This is a genomic window from Comamonas suwonensis (assembly GCF_012844455.2).
Lineage (GTDB): Bacteria > Pseudomonadota > Gammaproteobacteria > Burkholderiales > Burkholderiaceae_C > Comamonas > Comamonas suwonensis.
In genome coordinates this window covers 206,015-223,788 of record NZ_JABBCQ020000005.1, presented here as the reverse complement: position 1 = coordinate 223,788, position 17,774 = coordinate 206,015, and the positions used below count along the sequence as shown (strand labels likewise).

Annotated in this window: 15 protein-coding genes and 1 pseudogene; 10 read left to right on the top strand and 6 right to left on the bottom strand. The window is 59.6% G+C overall.

All coding sequences use genetic code 11. The annotated features are described in order from the left end of the window. Positions 1 to 36 precede the first annotated feature (36 nt). The gene (locus HF327_RS07815; RefSeq protein WP_198460438.1) at positions 37 to 1,248 is read left to right on the top strand and encodes an MFS transporter; all 1,212 of its coding nucleotides are present in this window, start codon (positions 37 to 39) and stop codon (positions 1,246 to 1,248) included. An 18-nt stretch (positions 1,249 to 1,266) separates the two neighbouring features. Here HF327_RS07815 and soxR read toward each other — a convergent pair whose 3' ends face one another. After that, positions 1,267 to 1,770 carry a redox-sensitive transcriptional activator SoxR gene (gene soxR / locus HF327_RS07810; protein ID WP_169107692.1) on the bottom strand — a complete coding sequence of 168 codons (504 nt, stop codon included), beginning with the start codon at positions 1,768 to 1,770 and terminating at the stop codon, positions 1,267 to 1,269. A 167-nt stretch (positions 1,771 to 1,937) separates the two neighbouring features. Here soxR and HF327_RS07805 point away from each other — a divergent pair, with 167 nt between their 5' ends. Further along, positions 1,938 to 2,465 (top strand): RidA family protein, encoded by a 528-nt coding sequence (locus HF327_RS07805; RefSeq protein ID WP_169107691.1) that lies wholly within the window; start codon positions 1,938 to 1,940, stop codon positions 2,463 to 2,465. A gap of 25 nt (positions 2,466 to 2,490) precedes the next feature. Next, complete coding sequence (locus HF327_RS07800; protein WP_169107690.1) at positions 2,491 to 3,711, top strand: MFS transporter; 1,221 nt, start codon at positions 2,491 to 2,493, stop codon at positions 3,709 to 3,711. A 206-nt stretch (positions 3,712 to 3,917) separates the two neighbouring features. Here HF327_RS07800 and HF327_RS07795 read toward each other — a convergent pair whose 3' ends face one another. Both HF327_RS07795 and HF327_RS07790 read right to left on the bottom strand, forming a co-directional pair. Further along, on the bottom strand, positions 3,918 to 4,409 hold the full coding sequence (locus tag HF327_RS07795) for a hypothetical protein (protein WP_169107689.1): 492 nt from the start codon (positions 4,407 to 4,409) through the stop codon (positions 3,918 to 3,920). A 214-nt stretch (positions 4,410 to 4,623) separates the two neighbouring features. Beyond that, positions 4,624 to 5,514 (bottom strand): LysR family transcriptional regulator, encoded by an 891-nt coding sequence (locus HF327_RS07790; RefSeq protein WP_169107688.1) that lies wholly within the window; start codon positions 5,512 to 5,514, stop codon positions 4,624 to 4,626. A gap of 122 nt (positions 5,515 to 5,636) precedes the next feature. Here HF327_RS07790 and HF327_RS07785 point away from each other — a divergent pair. From HF327_RS07785 to HF327_RS07775, 3 genes and pseudogenes are all read left to right on the top strand, one after another. Next, positions 5,637 to 6,607: pseudogene (locus HF327_RS07785) on the top strand (Bug family tripartite tricarboxylate transporter substrate binding protein). Between the two features lie 66 nt (positions 6,608 to 6,673). After that, entirely contained in the window at positions 6,674 to 7,372 is a 699-nt protein-coding gene (locus HF327_RS07780) for an RraA family protein (RefSeq protein WP_169107687.1), read from the top strand. Next, the gene (locus HF327_RS07775; RefSeq protein WP_169107686.1) at positions 7,369 to 8,289 is read left to right on the top strand and encodes an NAD(P)-dependent oxidoreductase; all 921 of its coding nucleotides are present in this window, start codon (positions 7,369 to 7,371) and stop codon (positions 8,287 to 8,289) included. The genes HF327_RS07780 and HF327_RS07775 overlap by 4 nt, the downstream gene beginning before the upstream one ends. 88 nt (positions 8,290 to 8,377) lie before the next feature. Here the strand turns inward: HF327_RS07775 and htpG are convergent, their stop codons facing one another. The 3 genes from htpG to HF327_RS07760 form a co-directional block, all read right to left on the bottom strand. Further along, the gene (gene htpG, locus HF327_RS07770; protein ID WP_169107685.1) at positions 8,378 to 10,318 is read right to left on the bottom strand and encodes a molecular chaperone HtpG; all 1,941 of its coding nucleotides are present in this window, start codon (positions 10,316 to 10,318) and stop codon (positions 8,378 to 8,380) included. A 282-nt stretch (positions 10,319 to 10,600) separates the two neighbouring features. Then, entirely contained in the window at positions 10,601 to 12,805 is a 2,205-nt protein-coding gene (locus HF327_RS21885) for a pseudouridine synthase (protein WP_206764367.1), read from the bottom strand. Positions 12,806 to 13,003: 198 nt separating this feature from the next. Next, on the bottom strand, positions 13,004 to 13,735 hold the full coding sequence (locus tag HF327_RS07760; protein ID WP_169107684.1) for a Crp/Fnr family transcriptional regulator: 732 nt from the start codon (positions 13,733 to 13,735) through the stop codon (positions 13,004 to 13,006). Positions 13,736 to 13,964: 229 nt separating this feature from the next. On the opposite strand from HF327_RS07760, the gene HF327_RS07755 reads away from it, so the two are divergent. The 4 genes from HF327_RS07755 to HF327_RS22290 are packed head-to-tail and all read left to right on the top strand — an operon-like array spanning position 13,965 to position 17,767. Then, positions 13,965 to 15,902 (top strand): AMP-dependent synthetase/ligase, encoded by a 1,938-nt coding sequence (locus HF327_RS07755; RefSeq protein ID WP_169107683.1) that lies wholly within the window; start codon positions 13,965 to 13,967, stop codon positions 15,900 to 15,902. 11 nt (positions 15,903 to 15,913) lie between these two features. Further along, positions 15,914 to 16,699: an ABC transporter ATP-binding protein gene (locus tag HF327_RS07750; RefSeq protein WP_169107682.1), complete on the top strand. Its 786-nt coding sequence runs from the start codon at positions 15,914 to 15,916 to the stop codon at positions 16,697 to 16,699. Between the two features lie 10 nt (positions 16,700 to 16,709). After that, the gene (locus HF327_RS07745) at positions 16,710 to 17,639 is read left to right on the top strand and encodes a branched-chain amino acid ABC transporter permease (protein WP_169107681.1); all 930 of its coding nucleotides are present in this window, start codon (positions 16,710 to 16,712) and stop codon (positions 17,637 to 17,639) included. Next, the gene (locus HF327_RS22290; protein ID WP_268904668.1) at positions 17,636 to 17,767 is read left to right on the top strand and encodes a hypothetical protein; all 132 of its coding nucleotides are present in this window, start codon (positions 17,636 to 17,638) and stop codon (positions 17,765 to 17,767) included. The genes HF327_RS07745 and HF327_RS22290 overlap by 4 nt, the downstream gene beginning before the upstream one ends. Positions 17,768 to 17,774: the final 7 nt, after the last annotated feature.

Here is a 17,774-nt window from a genome sequence, read left to right as displayed (position 1 = left end):
GTACGCAAAATGCCTGTCTTACCAAGTAGTCCCCAAATGCAATCTCGTCTGAGCCCCTATGCTTGGGTGTGCTTTTCCATGTGCGTAGGCGTCATGGGAACGGCCCTTGCCAGCCCGCTCTACCCCCTCTATCAGCAGGCCTGGGGGCTTCAACCCAGCCATATCACGCAGATCTTCGTGACCTATATGCTGGGCGCGCTGATCAGCCTCCTGTTTCTGGGGCGCCTGACAAACCGCTTTGGTTTTCTGAAGGTGCTGCGCATAGGTCTGATCATCATGACGGTGGGGGTCATCGGCTCGGCCATGGCCTGGAATGCTATCAGCCTGGGCGTTTGCCGCTTCATCATTGGTCTGGCGTCCGGGCTGATCACCACATCAGCCTCGGTGGGCATGACCCAACTGAACAACAAAGGCGACTTGCAACGCGCCGCCGCCACCACCAGCCTGACGATTGCCTTTGGCTTTGGCCTCGGCCCCGTGGTGGGCGGCTTGATGGCGCAATGGGTTCCGCACCCACTGCTCACCAGCTATCTGCCTCCCATCGCGCTGAGCTTTCTGGGCATCTACGCACTGTTTCAGATCAAGCTGCCAGCAACTTCGGAGCCTTCTTCCAGTGATGCACCCCGCCTGTCTTTCAAAGATGTGCTGCCCAGCATCTCCCAGCCACGCAAACCCTTTCTTTATCACTACGCTCTAGGCTGCATGGCTGCGTTTTCAGCCTTTGGCATGTTCAGCTTGTTTGCCGCCATGGCCCCCAGTTTCATGGCCAGGATGGTGCCCTGGCATGGGCCGGCCATTTCAGGTCTCTCGATCGGCGTCATCCTATTTCTGTCTGCCGGCATTCAGTTGATTGCACGCCCATACGCCACCAAAAGCGTGGCCGTCGTCGGCTTCTTCGCACTGACTGCCACCAATGCACTGCTCATCTTCAACAGCTTTGCAGCCTCGACGGCGCTGTTTGTTCTCTGCGTGATGAGCATGGCCTGCGGCCATGCTCTGTGCAATCTGGCGGGCATGTCCATCGTCAACAAAGTCTCCAAACCCGCTAACCGCACCGGCCTGCTGTCCACCTATTTGGTTGTGGGCTATGTGGGCACGATTATTCCCATTCTGGGCATGGGTTGGCTGTCGGACCATATCGGCCTGACGGGAGCGCTGATCGGCTTCTGCACCTGCCTGGGCCTGCTGACCACCTCGTTAGGCCTGCTTTGCCTGCGTGCCCGCGTTCTGCCTATTCCACGCAACTAAGAGCGGCTCTAAAGCCGCTTACCGGAAATGCGGACCAGCCCCTTGCCCGGCCAGGCAATCCTGCTCATTGCGCAGCGGGCAGACCTTGAGAGACAGGCAACCGCAGCCTATGCAGGAATCGAGCTGATCCCTGAGCTGGGTTAGCGTGGCAATGCGCTCGTCGAGCTGGCCCTTCCAGTGAGACGACAGGCTGGCCCAATCCCTTTTGCCGGGCACGCGGTTGCCGGGCAGATGCGCCAGCGCCTGTGCAATCTCGGCCAGCGGAACACCCATGCGCTGCGCCACTTTGATCACCGCCACCCGTCGCAGCACCGCGCGGGCATAGCGGCGCTGATTGCCAGCAGTGCGCGCACTCGCAATCAAACCCTGCTTCTCATAAAAATGCAAAGCGGATACCGCCACGCCGCTGCGGCTGGCCACTTCTCCCACGCTCAGCGACTGCCACCCATCTGCCTCCGGCAGATGCCTACCGTCGCACTCCACCGCATCAGCCCCCTCTTCACATTGCACGGTCGGTTCCATATTTCTCCTTGCTGTTCATGGCGGGCGTGTTATCGCCGCATTCCGAAGTGGTCTTACAAAACCCTTGACCTCAAGCTTAGTTGAGGTTGAACAATGCAAAGCAGCTTCCGGCCAAAAGCCCGCTCTTTGCAGGGCTTCGCCGGAGCAGGTTTTCCTGAAAGACTTCCATGGACTCCATGCCCAGCATCACCCCCCAGCTCCACACACAAGCGCAATACCTGCAACCCGCCGGTCTTTATGACTGCAGCCCTAACGGCTACACCCATGTGGTCACAGTCCAGGAGCCTCTGCGCTGGCTGTTCGTCTCGGGGCAGGGAGGAGAAGACGCACAGTCCGAATTGCCCGACAGCTTTGCCCAGCAGGCCGCGCAGGCTCTGGCCAACATCAAGATCGCCTTGGCTGCCGGTGGCGCGGACATGGGCCATGTGCTCAAGCTCACGGTGCTGATCGTCGATCATTCACTGGAGCGTTTCGAGCATTGGCAGCGCAGCGTGCGTCTGCACTGGGGCAGTGGCGAACCCGGCGACGCGCGACCGCGTTTTCCAGCCTGCACGCTGATCCCCGTACCCAAGCTGGCCTTGCCCGGCATGCTGATCGAAGTGGAAGCCACAGCAGCAGCCCCCATCGCAGCACTCACGCAGCCTGTCCTTGCCATATCACCGGCTCAGGCTCTCAGAGAGGCCACCGCGGCCTGACTTGCAACATCCATCCGCGCGCCTCATGAAACCCAACAACACGACCACGGCTCCGACGGTTCTCTCGAAAACAACCCTGCTGCTCATGGCTACGGCCTGCGGCCTGTGCGCGGGGGCCAATTACTTTAACCAGCCGCTGCTCAACTCCATGGTGCAGCACCTGCAGATCAGCGATGCCCAGGCATCCAGCACCGTGACCATGGCTCAGGTGTCCTATGGACTGGGCTTGCTGTTTTTGGTGCCGCTGGGCGACATGCTGGAGCGCCGTCGCCTGGTGCTCGTCCTGATGCTGCTGGCGGCCTGCGGCATGCTGCTCTCCGGCATCAGCGGCCTGGCAGGCAGTTTTGCACTGCTTGCGGCAGGCACTTTGATGGCTGGCGTGTTCTCCGTCGCCGCACAGGTTTTGGTGCCCATGGCCGCCACCTTTGCCGCCCCTGGCACCAGTGGCCGCGCAGTCGGGCTGGTCATGAGCGGGCTGCTGATCGGCATTCTGGCCTCGCGCAGCGTGGCAGGCATTCTGTCCGATCTGGGCGGCTGGAGTACCGTTTACTGGGTCGGTGCGGTCAGCACCGCCCTCATGGCCGTACTGCTGGCGCGCGCCCTGCCCTCGGCCGCTCCAGCCACCCCGGTGAGCTATGGCGCAGTCATGAAGTCGCTGGGCGAGCTGCTGCGCCAGCACCCACGTCTGCGCAGCCGTGCGCTGATTGGCGGAACCGGATTTGCCACCGTGAGCGTGCTGTTTTCCACCATGGCGCTGCTGCTGGCCGGACCGGGCTTTCAGCTCTCGGATTTGATGATCGGCCTGATTGGCATCGTTGGCATTGCCGGTGCGCTGATGGCCAATGTGGCTGGACGACTGGCCGACAAAGGGCTGGAGCAACCCACCACCATGGCGGGAGCCCTGCTCATGCTGCTGGGCTGGCTGTGCCTGTGGCTGGGCGGCACCAGCATCTGGTGGTTTATGCTGGGCCTGCTGGTTGTCGATGGCGCGCTGCAGGCGCTGCACATCAGCAACCAGAACGTGGTCTACGCACTGGCACCCGAGGCACGCTCGCGCATCAATGCCGTCTACATGACGACCTATTTTCTGGGGGCCTCCATTGGCTCGGCGCTGGGCTCCTGGGCCTGGCTCAACCATGGCTGGAACGGCACCAGTCTCATGGGCGGGTTACTGGGCCTGATCTCGCTGGGGGTGGTGCTCTGGGATCGCCGCTTGCTGGCGCAGCAAAAGGATCAACACTCTTGAATTGATAGCTCTCAGCGCTTTATGGATAAGTGCTGGAGGCAATTTTCATGTGCTTTTCGACTGAAAAAACCTGAGGCATAAACATCAAGTCAGTCGACCGAGAGGGATAGTGGTGACCTGTTGCAATTGCTCAGCACTCCTGAGCAAAGAACATCTCTTTATTTCCAAACCGCACGTGAAGTAAAGCCAGAGTCTTGCTCCTAGATTTAGTCCTCACTCGCACGCGGGTAGCCTGCGTCTGCCCAGCGCTGCGCAGATGCACGGGTAAGACCTTGGTCAGGACGGGCTCTTACCTTGGCCAGCTGGCTACCGTCCGCAGCAGTGGCCGTGAGAGTCGCCGTGGGGTTCTCTTCATCGGGCTCAATATCGAGAGCCACCACCACGCGCAGTCCACGAACTTCAATCTCTATCGTTTTGTGCAGCATCGCTGCCTGGTGCTGCTCATGCCTGCGTATTATTTCGCTGGCAGTCTTCACCAGCGTATTGAAGGCCGACACGTCAAGTGGCTTAGGACTTTTCTTGTCGCGACCCATAGTCCATGGGCCGACCAGAGCGGGCTCCGCCTGGCCGTCTTGAGTCATCGCTACTGCCCAGCCATCGTCATCTTCATTCTTGATCACGCGGGCTTCCCAGCCCTTGTGATGCCAAAGGCGGTCTTCGAAGATGGAGACGTCTTCTTGTTCGAGTTCTATTGACATGTTTGGCCTTTTTTTATGGAGCTACCAAGCTCTAATTTTACTGTTTATTTATACAGTTTTTGGACTAGGTGTATGCCAATGTCGAGCGTCTTGGGTTGCGCATTCCCTGATTAGGTCAATCCAGGGACGTTCATCTATCAACCCAGGTCCACTCGCGTCAGTTGCTAATGCGCCCAGCGAGTGCCCGCTCCCACGCTGGGTGGTTGGGCCATTCTTAATCGCTGACTGCCGCACTGGACAGCAAATCGATCAACAGTCTGGCCGCAGGCGCTACATAGCTTTTCTCGCGGTAGGTGACAACGAGCCGCCGGGTCATTGTTGTTTCCTTGATGGGAACTTCACGCAGACGAGATGCTGCATGGGTACTCTCAAGGTGATGACGTGAGATGAAGCTCAGCAGCTTGGTCTCTGCAATCAATGCGGGCAGCATCAATAGCATGGTGCTTTCTACCTGCACCCTAGGGCGCGGCAGGCGTTTACGGTCAAACGTGTGATCCAGCCAATCTCGGGTGGGAGCGCCCGGAGGTTGCAGCACCCAGCGGTACGCCGTCAAATCCCGCAAACCCGGTTGTATGCGGTGTATTTCATGCTCTGCGCTGGCAGCCACGACGATGGTGTCCGATGTCAGCACTTGTGAGATATAGCCGGGCTCATCGGGGCCTTCAGTCCCCACGAGCAAATCAATTGCCCCCGATTGCAGTTGCGGACGCAGCGTGTCAACTAGGCCCACCACGGTTCGCAACGTGACTTCCGGAGCCTGCGCCATGAGTTGCCGCGCCGCTTGTGGCAACAGAAATTGCGCAGCAGTCGGCACGATGCCCAGGCGAATATGGCCAGACAGGCCGAGGGCCATGTCTGCAATTTCCCGTTTTGCATCTTCAGCGTCGAAGCGCAGGCGTTGTGCCCATTTGAGCAAGACCTGACCTGCCGCTGTCAGTCGAATACCGCGGCCTGACTTTTCGAACAAGGGGGCACCACACTCTGCTTCCAACCGGCGTATGCAGCTCGTCAACGCCGGCTGGGTCCGGTGCAGGCGCTCTGTGGCTTGCCCAATATGTTCGAGTTCAGCAATGGTTTCAAAGTAGCGAAGATCACGCAGATCCATAGCAAAAGCTGTATTGATGTATTTGAAAGAATTATCGATTGGACTGTATCTTTTGCAGACCTAATACTCAAGCACATCACAAAAAATTCGGCGCTGTAGCCGATCCTAAATTGGAGACATACATGTTGCTGAACCGTCGTACCTTGGTCACTTTCTGTGTTTTCGCTGCTGCAGCAGCGACGTCGCACGCACAGAGCTACCCCAATCGCCCCATCCGGGTCGTTGTGCCTTTCCCCGCAGGAGGCGGCACCGACATCATTGCGCGCGAAGTCACACAAAAAGTGACCAGCGCCACAGGCTGGGTCTTTGTGGTGGAGAACAAGCCTGGTGCGGCCGGCAATATGGGGTAGATATGGCCGTCAAGGCACCTGCGGATGGCTACACCATCGTGCTAGGACAGTCCAGCAACCTCGCGATCAGTCCGTCGTTGTACGCCAAGATGCCCTATGACTCGGTAAAAGATTTGATGCCCATCGTGCTGGTTGCCAACGCGCCCTTTGTGCTGGTAACAGGCACCAATGCGCCGTACAAGACACTTGCTGACGTAGTGAGAGCGGCCAAAGCCAAACCCAAGCATCTCAACTTTGCGTCCCCCGGCAATGGCACGGTGGCGCACCTGACCGGCGAGCTGCTGCAGTCGGCAGCAGGAATCAAGATGCAGCATGTCCCTTACAAAGGCGCAGCTCAGGCATTGACCGATGTGGTCAGCGGAAATGTGGATCTGTACCTGGGATCGGTCCCCACGTTGATCGGACAAATCCGGCAAGGCAAGATGCGCTCGCTGGCCGTGACCTCCGCCAAGCGAGTGGATGACCTGCCTGACGTACCGAGCATCAACGAATCCGGCTACAAAGGCTTTGACGCCGTGACATGGTTTGGATTGCTTGCGCCTAATGGAACGCCCAAGGAAGTGATCACCAAGCTCAACAGCGAATTCAATAAAGCCTTGGGTCAGGCGGATCTACGGAAAAAACTCAGCGATCAAGGTGCTGTCCCTGTCGGCGGCACTCCTGAGCAGTTTGCCGCTTTGATCAAAGAAGACATCGTGCGCTGGGGGCAGGTGGTCAAGCAGTCCGGCGCGCGCATCGACTGATCCAGCCTCTTCCTTCTTTCTCACCCCTCAATCGGCCGGAATGCTCCGGCCCTCCTGGAGATTCTTATGAGTCAAGCCGCTGCATTGCCTGATGTGGTTCGCGATATTGCGCGCGTCGATGCGCAAGTGGTTGAACAAGCTGCCCAATTTCCTTCCTCCATCCTGGCCGACGTGGCCGGCCGCCGTGGCGGCCTGCACGGTCGCATTGCGCCGTTGGCTCCCAGCATGCGTTTTGCAGGGCCCGCCATCACTGTCGAGGTACGCCCAGGCGACAACCTGATGATTCATGCCGCCATGGCGGTGGCACAGCCCGGTGATGTCATCGTGGTGGATGGCAAGGGTGACCTCTCCAGTGCTCTGATGGGGGAAATCATGTCGCAGCAATGTGTAGCCTTGGGCATTGCTGCCGTGGTGATTGATGGCGCGGTGCGTGATAGTGAAGCCATCCGCGAACTGGGCTTTCCCATGTATGCCGCAGGCCTGAATCCGAATGGGCCGACAAAATTTGTTCCCGGTCGCTTGAATCACCCCATCTCCATTGGCGGTGTGACCGTACACCCAGGTGACCTGGTGGTGGGCGATGCCGATGGTGTGACTGTCATTGAGCGTGCCAAGGCGGCGGCGATGCTACCCCTGGCTGCCGACAAGGTGGCTGCAGAAACCAAACGCATTGCCGACATCCAAAATCGCTTAGCGCTGGCGCCGGCCTGGTTGGATGGTGCATTGCGCGCTGCGGGTGTGATCCGTGACGGGGAAACGCTATGAGCAAGCGCCCCGTTTTTTTGGTGACAGGTGCAGACCTGGCACCGCAAGCCTTGGCATTGTTGACCGACTTCGACATGGTGTATGCGGGCAAGACGCCCACTGAAGATGACGTGGTGCGTCTTTGCCAACAGCATGATCCGGTGGGCATCATCGTTCGCTATAGCAAGGTGGGGAAGCAGGCCATGGATGCAGCGCCCAGTCTGCGGGTGATTTCCAAGCATGGCAGCGGCACGGACACCATCGACAAACAGGCTGCAGAGGAGCGCGGCATTCGGGTCGTCGCGGCCGTAGGTGCCAATGCCGCGGCCGTCGCGGAGCAGGCCCTGGCTTTGATGCTGGCATGTGCCAAATCCGTGGTCCAGCTGGATCAACGCATGCGCGCAGGCCATTGGGACAAGGCTACGCACAAAAATGTGGAGCTCGAAGGGCGCACAGTCGGCGTCGTGGGCTTGGGCGCCATCGGTTTGCGTTTTGCCAAAGTGGCAAATGCCATGGGCATGCGGGTGCTGGGCTTTGATCCCTATGCCAAAGAGCTGCCGGCTTTTGTGCAGCGGGCAGATTGGAACGCCATTCTGAGTGAATCGGACGTCATCTCTTTGCACTGCCCTTTGACGAAGGAAAACGCTCATTTGCTCAATGCAAGCTCTTTGGCTGAATGCAAATCTGGCGTGCTCATTGTGAACACCGCCAGAGGCGGCTTGATTGATGAGCAAGCTCTGCTGGACGCGGTGAAGAGTGGTCAAGTGGGCGCAGCAGGTTTGGACAGTTTTGCGATAGAACCCATGGTTCATCCGCATCTTTTTCACGACGAGCCGCGCATCGTATTGAGTCCACATATCGGTGGGATCACGGCTGATGCCTATATCAAGATGGGTGTCGCGTCCGTACACAATGCGCTGCAAGTATTGAAAGCCTGAATCGCGCTGACTGGCACCCACCACAACCCATCAAAAAAATCCCCGCAGAGCCAGCACTCTGCGGGGATTTTTTATGAGGCTGAAGCGATTAAGCCAGCAGCGCGTTCACACGCTTGACATAGGCCGCCGGGTCTTCGGGCAGGCCACCTTCGGCCAGCACTGCCTGGTCAAACAGAATCTGCGCCAGATCATGGAAGTGGACGGAGCCGTCCAGCTTCTTGACCAGCGGGTGATCGGGGTTCACTTCCAGCACGGGCTTGGATTCAGGCGCTGCCTGACCGGCCTGCTTGAGCAAACGAGCCAGTTGCAGGCTCATGCCGTCATCGCTGACGACCAAGCAGGCAGGCGAATCCACCAGACGGCTGGTAGCGCGCACGTCATCCGCCTTGTCCTTGAGCGCTTCCTTGAGCTTGGCCAGCACGGGCTTGAAGACTTCAGCCGCTTCTTCAGCCGCCTTCTTCTCTTCGTCGTTCTGCAGCTTGCCCAGGTCCACAGCACCCTTGGCCACGGATTGCAGCGGCGTGCCGTCAAACTCATGCACAAAGTTCAGCGCCCACTCGTCCACGCGGTCCGTCATCAAGAGCACTTCAATGCCCTTTTTCTTGAAGACTTCCAGCTGCGGGCTGTTCTTGGCAGCGGCCAGCGTATCGGCGGTGATGTAGTAGATGGCATCCTGGCCATCCTGCATGCGGGCCTTGTAATCGGCAAACGAGGTATTCAGGCCTTCGTGCGTGGTCGATGCAAAGCGCAGCAGCTTGGCAATGCGGTCCTTGTTGGCTTGGTCTTCGCCCAGGCCTTCCTTGAGCACGGCACCAAACTCGTTGTAGAACTGCGTGAACTTGCCTTCCTTGGCCTTGTCGTCCGCATCCACCACATCGGTCACGCCGTCTGCACCCGCTTCGTGCTTGTCGTGGCGAGCCAGATCTTCCAGCATGGACAACACGCGCTTGGCCGAGCCTTCGCGGATCAGCTTCACGTCGCGGCTTTCCTGCAGCAGCTCGCGGCTGACGTTCAGCGGCAGATTGGCCGAGTCGATCACGCCCTTCACAAAGCGCAGGTACTGAGGCATCAGCGCTTCGGCGTCGTCCATGATGAAGACACGCTTCACATAGAGCTTGATGCCGGCGTGCTTGTCGCGCTGGTACAGGTCAAACGGCGCCTTGCCGGGGATATAGAGCAGCTGCGTGTACTCGGTATTGCCTTCAACGCGGTTGTGGCTCCAGGTCAGCGGGTCCTCGAAGTCATGGCTGATGGCCTTGTAGAACTCCTTGTACTGCTCTTCCGTGATGTCCTTCTTGGCACGGGTCCACAGGGCGCTGGCCTTGTTCACGGTTTCCCACTCGCCGGTCTTGACCATCTCGCCGGGCTGATCGTTCTCGCCGTCCTTCCACTCTTCCTTTTCCATCAAGATGGGCAGGCTGATGTGGTCGGAGTACTTGGCAATGACTTGCTTGAGCTTGTAGCCGTTGAGGAACTCTTCAGCATCATCACGCAGGTGCAGGGCAATGCTGGTGCCGCGCTCGGCGCGCTCGATTTGCTCGATCTCGAAGTCGCCCGTGCCGCCGCTGATCCAGCGCACGCCTTCAGACGTCGGAGCACCGGCACGGCGGGTTTCCACGGTGATCTTGTCGGCCACGATGAAGCCGGAGTAAAAGCCCACGCCAAACTGGCCGATCAGCTGCGAATCCGCCTTCTGATCGCCAGACAGCTTGTCCATGAACGCCTTGGTGCCGCTCTTGGCGATCGTGCCCAGGTTGTCGATGGCTTCCTGCTCGGTCATGCCGATGCCGGTGTCGGTGATGGTCAGCGTCTTGGCGGCCTTGTCAAAGGACACACGCACTTCCAGATTGGGCTGATCGCCGTACAGGCTGGCATCTGCCAGCGCTTCAAAGCGCAGTTTGTCGCAAGCATCCGAAGCATTGGAGATCAGCTCGCGCAGGAAAATTTCCTGGTTGGAATACAGCGAATGCGTAACAAGGTGGAGCAGCTGGGCCACTTCGGCCTGGAAGGAATGGGTTTGCTTTGTCATGTCTTTGTGAGCGAAAAACTGAAATCAAAAGCCGCCCGGAGATGCTCTCAAGGCGATTCATCGTCATAACTCGGGACAGCCCCTGATATTTCAAGGGGCTTTGGGCAAGAAAAAAGCGCAAGCGCTATTTCAAAAAGAATAGCTGCTTGCGCTTATCTATCAAGGGCTATAGCCCTATTTCATATCAAACCACCACACACCACCTCAGGGGCAGCGAGCAAGAGCCGCCTCGCCGCGAAGCTGCCCGTCCCCTTGGGGGAAGCCGCAAAGCGGCTCAGGGGATCAGAAACTCTCGTGAGGAGCCAGGTAACGCCACTGACCTACAGGCAAGTTGCCTAAAGTCACGCCGCCGATGCGGATGCGTTTGAGGCCCACCACGCGCAGACCCACTTGCTCGCACATGCGGCGAATCTGACGCTTCTTGCCTTCGGTCAGCACAAAACGCAGCTGCTCGGGGTTCTGCCAGTCCACCTTGGCGGGCTGCAGAGGCTGGTCGTCCAGCGACAGGCCATGGCGCAGCAGTTCCAGCTTTTCTTCAGGGAAGACAGACTGGATGTCCAGGTCGCGGTCACCCATGGTCACGCGCACCAGATATTCCTTGTCGACCTCAGAGTCCTCGCCAATGATCTGGCGGGCCACGCGGCCATCCTGAGTCATCACCAGCAGGCCCACGGAGTCAATGTCCAGACGACCGCAAGGTGCCAGGCCCTTGAGCTGGCTGAAGTTGAAGCGGGTCTTGCTGCGGTCTTCGTTCCAGCGGTTCTCGTTGGTGAACAGCACCACAGCCGGTTCGTGACCGTCTTCAGCCTGACCGCTCACATAACCCATGGGCTTGTGCAGCAGGATGGTGACTTGCTGCTCCTGGCGCTCCTGCGCCTTCTGGTCGATCTCAACCTTGTCGCCGGGAACCACGTTCTGGCCCATGATTGCGACTTCGCCGTTAACCGTCACCCAGCCGTTTTCCACCCACTCATCGGCCTCGCGACGCGAGCACATGCCCATGTCCGCAATGCGCTTGTTGATACGAACTGCGCCAGGACGATCGTCCTGACGAGCTTCCACCACTTCGGGCAGCTTGACGGGAATCACGCGGTCCGAACCATCCGCGGCGGGACGGTAAGTGCGGATACCAGTCGTTGGGCGGCGGGTCGCTTCAGAAATAAACGAGCCGGGGATATGGCGCTTTTCAGGCTCGCCACCACGCTCATTGCGACGGTCGTCGCGGCGCTCACCACGGCGCTCGTCATTGCGGCGGTCACCACCACGGTCGCTGCGGTCAAAGGAACGGCCTTCAGGACGGTCACCAAAACCACGGTTCTGTGGACGATCGCCAAAGTCACGACCTTGAGGGCGCTCATCACGGCGGCCTTCAAAGCGGTCACCGCCACGACGCTCAGCGTCGCGGGGCTGATAGTCGCGGCGTTCGCCGTCACGCGGACGGAATTCACGGCGCTCACCACCTTCGGAACGCTCAGGGCGACCATAGCCACGGTTTTGTGGACGATCACCAAAATCGCGGCCGCCTTGAGGACGGTCATCACGTCGGTCATCACGCGGACGGAACTCGCGGCGCTCGCCACCTTCGGAGCGCTCTGGGCGACCTTGGTCAGGACGGCCAAAACCGGACGAACGTGGACGGTCACCAAAGTCACGGCCACCTTGAGGGCGGTCATCACGGCGGTCGTCACTCGGACGGAACTCGCGACGCTCACCACCTTCGGAGCGCTCTGGGCGACCTTGGTCAGGACGGCCAAAACCGGAGGAACGTGGACGGTCACCAAAGTCACGGCCACCTTGAGGGCGGTCATCACGGCGGTCGTCACGCGGACGGAACTCGCGGCGCTCGCCACCTTCGGAGCGCTCTGGACGACCTTGGTCAGGACGGCCAAAACCGGACGAACGTGGACGGTCACCAAAATCACGGCCACCTTGAGGGCGGTCGTCACGCGGACGGAACTCGCGGCGCTCGCCACCTTCGGAGCGCTCTGGACGACCTTGGTCAGGACGACCAAAACCGGACGAACGTGGACGGTCACCAAAGTCACGATTTTGAGGACGATCGCCACCGCGATCACCATCACGCGACTCGCCGTAAGGTCGGAAGCCACGGTCACCACCGCCGAAGCTGCGTTCGCCGCCTTGAGCGGGGCGCTCATCGCGGTTAAATCGGGGACGATCATCACGTGGGGCAAAGCCACCACGGCGGTCGCCGTCATCGCGGGATGGGCGACCTTGCTCAGGGCGACCATAGCCGGAGGAGCGTGGACGATCGTCACGCTGAGGGCGTGCGCCGCGATCACCACGCGGTGCATCGCCACGGGAGCCACGATCGGAGCGGTCGCCGCCGGATCGGTAGCCACGGTCTTCAGCGGGCCTCTCGGCCTTGGCTGGTGCACGCAAAACAGGGCGTGCCGACGAGGAATCCGACGACGCGGAGGAATCGCCAGCACCAGGGGTGCCGGAATCTTTAGGAGTATTGACTGACATTTGGCCGCTATTTTCGCGCAACGCGCGTACGCGAGGCGAAAGTTATCCACAATTCCAGCGTGGCGCTGGGTTTTAGGACAAGGGGCCAGCGCAGCTTGCTTCAGAACGTGCTGAAGCTTTCTGGCTGCGCCCACAAACGCTATTGAATCAACGCCTTACGAAAAACACATGAAGTCAGCACAAACTTCATAGCAAACATCAGGCTACGGCCTTGCGCGGCGAGCTGAATTCGCCATAGCGCAGCGCTTCGAGGTCCAGCACGCGCAGTCCGCCGTACTCGATCTGAATCACCCGCTCGCGCTGCAGCACAGACAGTGCCTCGTTCACGCGCTGACGCGACAAACCGACGAGATTAGCCAGTTCCTGCTGGGTAATGCGCAGCACCTGCCCCACGCCGGGGTACAGCAAGGGGTTGAACAGCGCGGCCAGGCTGCGCGCCACGCGCAGGTCGGGGTTGCTCATGCGGTCAATCTCGCGCGCTGCGATGAACTGGCCCAGTCGTTCATTGAGCTGGTTCATCACAAAGCGGTTAAAGCCAATGGAGTGATCCAGCAGCCAGTGAAACATATCGATGGGCAAGCCGCCCACCACGCTTTTGCGCAAAGCCTGCACGTTGTAGCGGTAAGGTTCGCGTTTGATGACCGTGCCCTCGCCAAACCAGCCCCCTGGCGGAAGCCCGGCCAGCGTCATGCTGACCCCGTCGGCGTTCTCGGTGTTCATCTTGAACAGGCCATCCACCACGCCAAACCAGTAGGTGGGCGAGTGACCGGTGCGGCAGACATAGTCTCCGGGCTCGGCATCCCCCACCACCAGCACACGCTGCACGTTCTCGCGTTCAAGGGGTAGCAAAACCGGCCACCACGGAATGCCCTCCAGCTCAACAGCCAAAGGCTTGCGGCGCCTTTGATGCAATGACAGTTCTTGACTCATGGCATGCAGCATTGCCAAAGCCGGGCCAATGCAAAAGCGGGATTTCCACGAGGCAGCAAATGCGCCGTTTTCAGCAGCATTTGTCACAGCGGATATTCACTATGAAGGCTTTCCCGCAAATTGTCGCCCAACAGACATCCTGACGTCAAAGTCATCCTTAGCATGACTGCAAGACTTCAGGTTCCGGGTGTTCATCACGCCGGCACTCCCAAGACTCAAAGGACCCGGCATGACAACCACGTTTCCGCAACTGCTGCTCAAGCACGCGACAGAGCGCCCCGATGCGCCCGCCTTGCGTGAGAAGGAGTACGGCATCTGGCAAACCTGGAGCTGGCGCGAAGCCGCCCAAACCGTGCGCCACATGGCCTGCGGCCTGCGTGCGCTGGGGCTTGCACGAGGACAGAACCTGGCTTTTATCAGTGATAACCGCCCGCATGTCTACATGGGGTTTCTGGCGGTGCAGGCCTGCGGTGCCGTGCCCATCCCGCTATACCAGGATGCCGTGGCTGCCGAGATGATGTTTGTGATGGAGGACGCAGAAATCGCGTTTGCCTTTGCTGAAAATCAGGAGCAAGTGGACAAGCTGCTGGAAGTGCGCGAGAGCGTTTCCAGCATTCGCCACATCATCTATGACGACCCGCGCGGCCTGCGCAAGTACGACCAGCCAGGTCTCATCAGCACCGAAGAACTGCTGGCCAAGGGCAAAGAGTGGGATGCGCAAAATGCGGGTGCTTATGACGCCATGGTGAAGGCCGTGCAACCAGAGGATGTTTCAGTCATCCTCTACACCTCGGGCACCACAGGCAAACCCAAGGGCGTGTGCCAGACCCACGCCAGCTTTGGCGAATCCGCTCGCGGTGGCGCTCAGACCGACAAGCTCAATGCTTCAGACAACGTCATCTGCTACCTGCCCCCGGCCTGGGTCGGTGACCATCTGTTTTCCTTTGCGCAGTGGCTGGTGGCGGGTTTCACCATCAACTGCCCGGAGTCGGCAGCCACCATCTCCATCGACCTGCGCGAGATTGGCCCCAGCTATTACTTTGCGCCGCCGCGTATTTTTGAAGGCATGCTGACTTCGGTCTCCATCCGCATGGAAGACGCGTCGCCGCTCAAGCAATGGATGTACGCCAAGGCCATGGGCGTGGCCCGCCGCGTGGGCTCGGACATTCTGGATGGCAAGAACGTGGGTGCCATCGACCGGCTCAAGTACCAGCTGGGCAATCTCTTCATCTACGGGCCGCTGCGCAACGCCATGGGTTTGTCGCGCATCCGTGTGGCCTATACGGCGGGTGCGGCTATCGGTCCCGAGCTGTTTCGCTTCTTTCGCTCCATCGGCATCAACCTCAAGCAGCTTTATGGCCAGACCGAAACCTGCGCCTATGTCTGCCTGCAGCGCGACGGACAGGTTGAACTCTCCAGCGTCGGGCAGGCAGCACCCGGTATTGAGCTAAAAATTGCCGACAACGGCGAGGTACTGGTCAAGGGCGTCTCCGTGCTCAAGGAGTACTACAAGCGCCCCGACGCCACGGCCGAAGTGATGGATGCCAACGGCTACTTTCACACCGGCGATGCCGGCGTGATCGACGCCAGCGGCCAGTTGCGCATCATCGACCGCGCCAAGGACGTGGGCAAGACCAGCCGCGGTGCCATGTTTGCGCCCAACTACATCGAAAACAAGCTCAAGTTCTTTCCCCACATCAAGGAAGCCGTGTGCTTTGGCCATGGCAAGGACGAGGTCTGCGCCTTCATCAACATCGACTACGAAGCCGTCGGCAACTGGGCAGAGCGCCAGGGCCTGCCCTATGGCGGTTATGTCGATCTGGCCAGCAAGGCCAAGGTGCTGGAGCTGGTGGCCGAATGCATAGGCCAGGTCAACGCCGACCTGGCCAGCGAGCCTGGCATGGCCGACACCCAGGTGGCGCGCTTTCTGGTGCTACACAAAGAGCTGGACCCCGATGACGACGAACTGACCCGTACCCGCAAGGTGCGCCGCAACTTCATTGCCGACAAATACGGCGTACTGATTGAAGCGCTGTACACGGGCAAAAAAGAGCAGTTCATTGAGACGCTGGTGAAGTTTGAGGATGGCCGCACCGGCAGCGTCAGCGCCACGCTGTCCATCGTGGATGCGAGCATCCATCCCGCCGCCGTCAAAGCCGTCGCCTGAGAGGAATTTTCATGAATACAAAAACCGCTGGCGACGTGATTCTGGACATCAAGAACATCAGTCTGCGCTTTGGCGGCGTCAAGGCCCTGACCGATATTTCATTCAATGTCAAAGAGCATGAAATCCGCGCCATCATCGGCCCCAATGGTGCAGGCAAAAGCTCCATGCTCAACTGCATCAACGGTGTCTACACGCCATCCGAAGGCTCCATCACTTTTCGTGGCCAGACCTTCAACCACATGAACAGCCGGCAGGTTGCAGAGATGGGCGTGGCGCGCACCTTCCAGAACCTGGCGCTGTTCAAAGGCATGAGCGTGATTGACAACATCATGACCGGCCGCAATCTCAAAATCAGGAGCAACATCCTCATGCAGGCATTGCGCCTCGGGCCTGCACAGCGTGAAGAAATGCAGCACCGCGAGTTTGTCGAGCACATCATCGATTTCCTCGAAATTCAGGCCTGGCGCAAAACCCCTGTGGGCCAGCTGCCCTACGGCCTGCAAAAGCGGGTGGACCTGGGTCGCGCTCTCGCCATGGAGCCGCAGGTGCTGCTGCTGGACGAGCCCATGGCCGGCATGAACGTGGAAGAAAAGCAGGACATGTGCCGCTTCATCCTCGATGTGAATGAAGAGTTCGGCACCACCATCGTGCTGATCGAGCACGACATGGGCGTGGTGATGGACATTTCGGACCGCGTCGTGGTGCTGGACTACGGCAAGAAGATCGGCGACGGCGCTCCCGATGAAGTACGCAACAACGAAGACGTGATCCGGGCCTACCTGGGCGCGGGTCACTGAAGGAGCTGTCATGGGATTTTTCTTGGAAACCTTGTTCGGCGGCCTCATGGTGGGCACGCTTTACGCGCTGATCGCCATCGGCTTTGTGCTGATCTTCAAAGCCTCAGGCGTCTTCAACTTTGCGCAGGGTGCCATGGTGCTGTTCTCAGCCCTGACCATGGCGCGCTTTTCGCAGTGGATTCCCAGCTGGCTCGGCATGGAGCCCGGCTGGCTCGGCAACCTGCTGGCCATCATCGTCACGCTGGCGCTCATGGTGGTCGTGGCATGGGTGATTGAACGGCTGGCACTGCGCCACCTCGTCAATCAGGAACCCATCACCTTGCTGATGGCCACGCTGGGCATTGCCTACCTGCTTGACGGCCTGGGTCCCATGATTTTTGGCAGCGAGGTTTACAAGATTGATGTGGGCATGCCCAAGGACCCCATCTTCATCATGGATGGTCTCTTCCCCGGTGGCGTGATGATCAGCCTGGAAGACCTTTACGCCGCCGGCATTGCCGCCATCCTGGTGATTGCCTTGAGCATCTTCTTCCAGAAGACCAAGACGGGGCGCGCGCTGCGCGCTGTCGCCGACGACCACCAGGCCGCGCAGTCCATCGGCATTCCGCTGTCGCGCATCTGGGTCATCGTCTGGTCCGTGGCCGGTGGTGTGGCCCTGGTGGTCGGCATCATCTGGGGCAGCAAGCTCGGCGTGCAGTACTCGCTGTCGCTGGTGGCTCTCAAGGCCTTGCCGGTGGTGATTCTGGGCGGTCTGACCTCGCTGCCTGGCGCCATCATCGGCGGCCTGATCATCGGCGTAGGCGAGAAGCTCTCTGAAGTCTATCTGGGCCCTATGGTGGGTGGCGGCATCGAGACCTGGTTTGCCTATGGTCTGGCCCTGTGTTTCCTGCTGGTACGGCCTCAAGGCCTGTTCGGCGACAAAATTATTGATCGCGTATGAAATACGAGAGCAAGAATTTTGCGAAGTCGGCGCAGACTTTGCGCCGCGAAGACTGCAAGTGCAGCGACCTGCTGCACTTGGCTGCCGAAGGCAGCGCCCATGTGTACAAGATCATTGACCGCGTTTAAGGCCGAA

Coding starts and splice junctions, on each gene's coding strand:
- HF327_RS07815 (WP_198460438.1), top strand. CDS start 37: ATGCAATCTCGTCTGAGCCCCTATGCTTGGGTGTGCTTTTCCATGTGC.
- soxR (WP_169107692.1), bottom strand. CDS start 1,770: ATGGAACCGACCGTGCAATGTGAAGAGGGGGCTGATGCGGTGGAGTGC.
- HF327_RS07805 (WP_169107691.1), top strand. CDS start 1,938: ATGGACTCCATGCCCAGCATCACCCCCCAGCTCCACACACAAGCGCAA.
- HF327_RS07800 (WP_169107690.1), top strand. CDS start 2,491: ATGAAACCCAACAACACGACCACGGCTCCGACGGTTCTCTCGAAAACA.
- HF327_RS07795 (WP_169107689.1), bottom strand. CDS start 4,409: ATGTCAATAGAACTCGAACAAGAAGACGTCTCCATCTTCGAAGACCGC.
- HF327_RS07790 (WP_169107688.1), bottom strand. CDS start 5,514: ATGGATCTGCGTGATCTTCGCTACTTTGAAACCATTGCTGAACTCGAA.
- HF327_RS07780 (WP_169107687.1), top strand. CDS start 6,674: ATGAGTCAAGCCGCTGCATTGCCTGATGTGGTTCGCGATATTGCGCGC.
- HF327_RS07775 (WP_169107686.1), top strand. CDS start 7,369: ATGAGCAAGCGCCCCGTTTTTTTGGTGACAGGTGCAGACCTGGCACCG.
- htpG (WP_169107685.1), bottom strand. CDS start 10,318: ATGACAAAGCAAACCCATTCCTTCCAGGCCGAAGTGGCCCAGCTGCTC.
- HF327_RS21885 (WP_206764367.1), bottom strand. CDS start 12,805: ATGTCAGTCAATACTCCTAAAGATTCCGGCACCCCTGGTGCTGGCGAT.
- HF327_RS07760 (WP_169107684.1), bottom strand. CDS start 13,735: ATGAGTCAAGAACTGTCATTGCATCAAAGGCGCCGCAAGCCTTTGGCT.
- HF327_RS07755 (WP_169107683.1), top strand. CDS start 13,965: ATGACAACCACGTTTCCGCAACTGCTGCTCAAGCACGCGACAGAGCGC.
- HF327_RS07750 (WP_169107682.1), top strand. CDS start 15,914: ATGAATACAAAAACCGCTGGCGACGTGATTCTGGACATCAAGAACATC.
- HF327_RS07745 (WP_169107681.1), top strand. CDS start 16,710: ATGGGATTTTTCTTGGAAACCTTGTTCGGCGGCCTCATGGTGGGCACG.
- HF327_RS22290 (WP_268904668.1), top strand. CDS start 17,636: ATGAAATACGAGAGCAAGAATTTTGCGAAGTCGGCGCAGACTTTGCGC.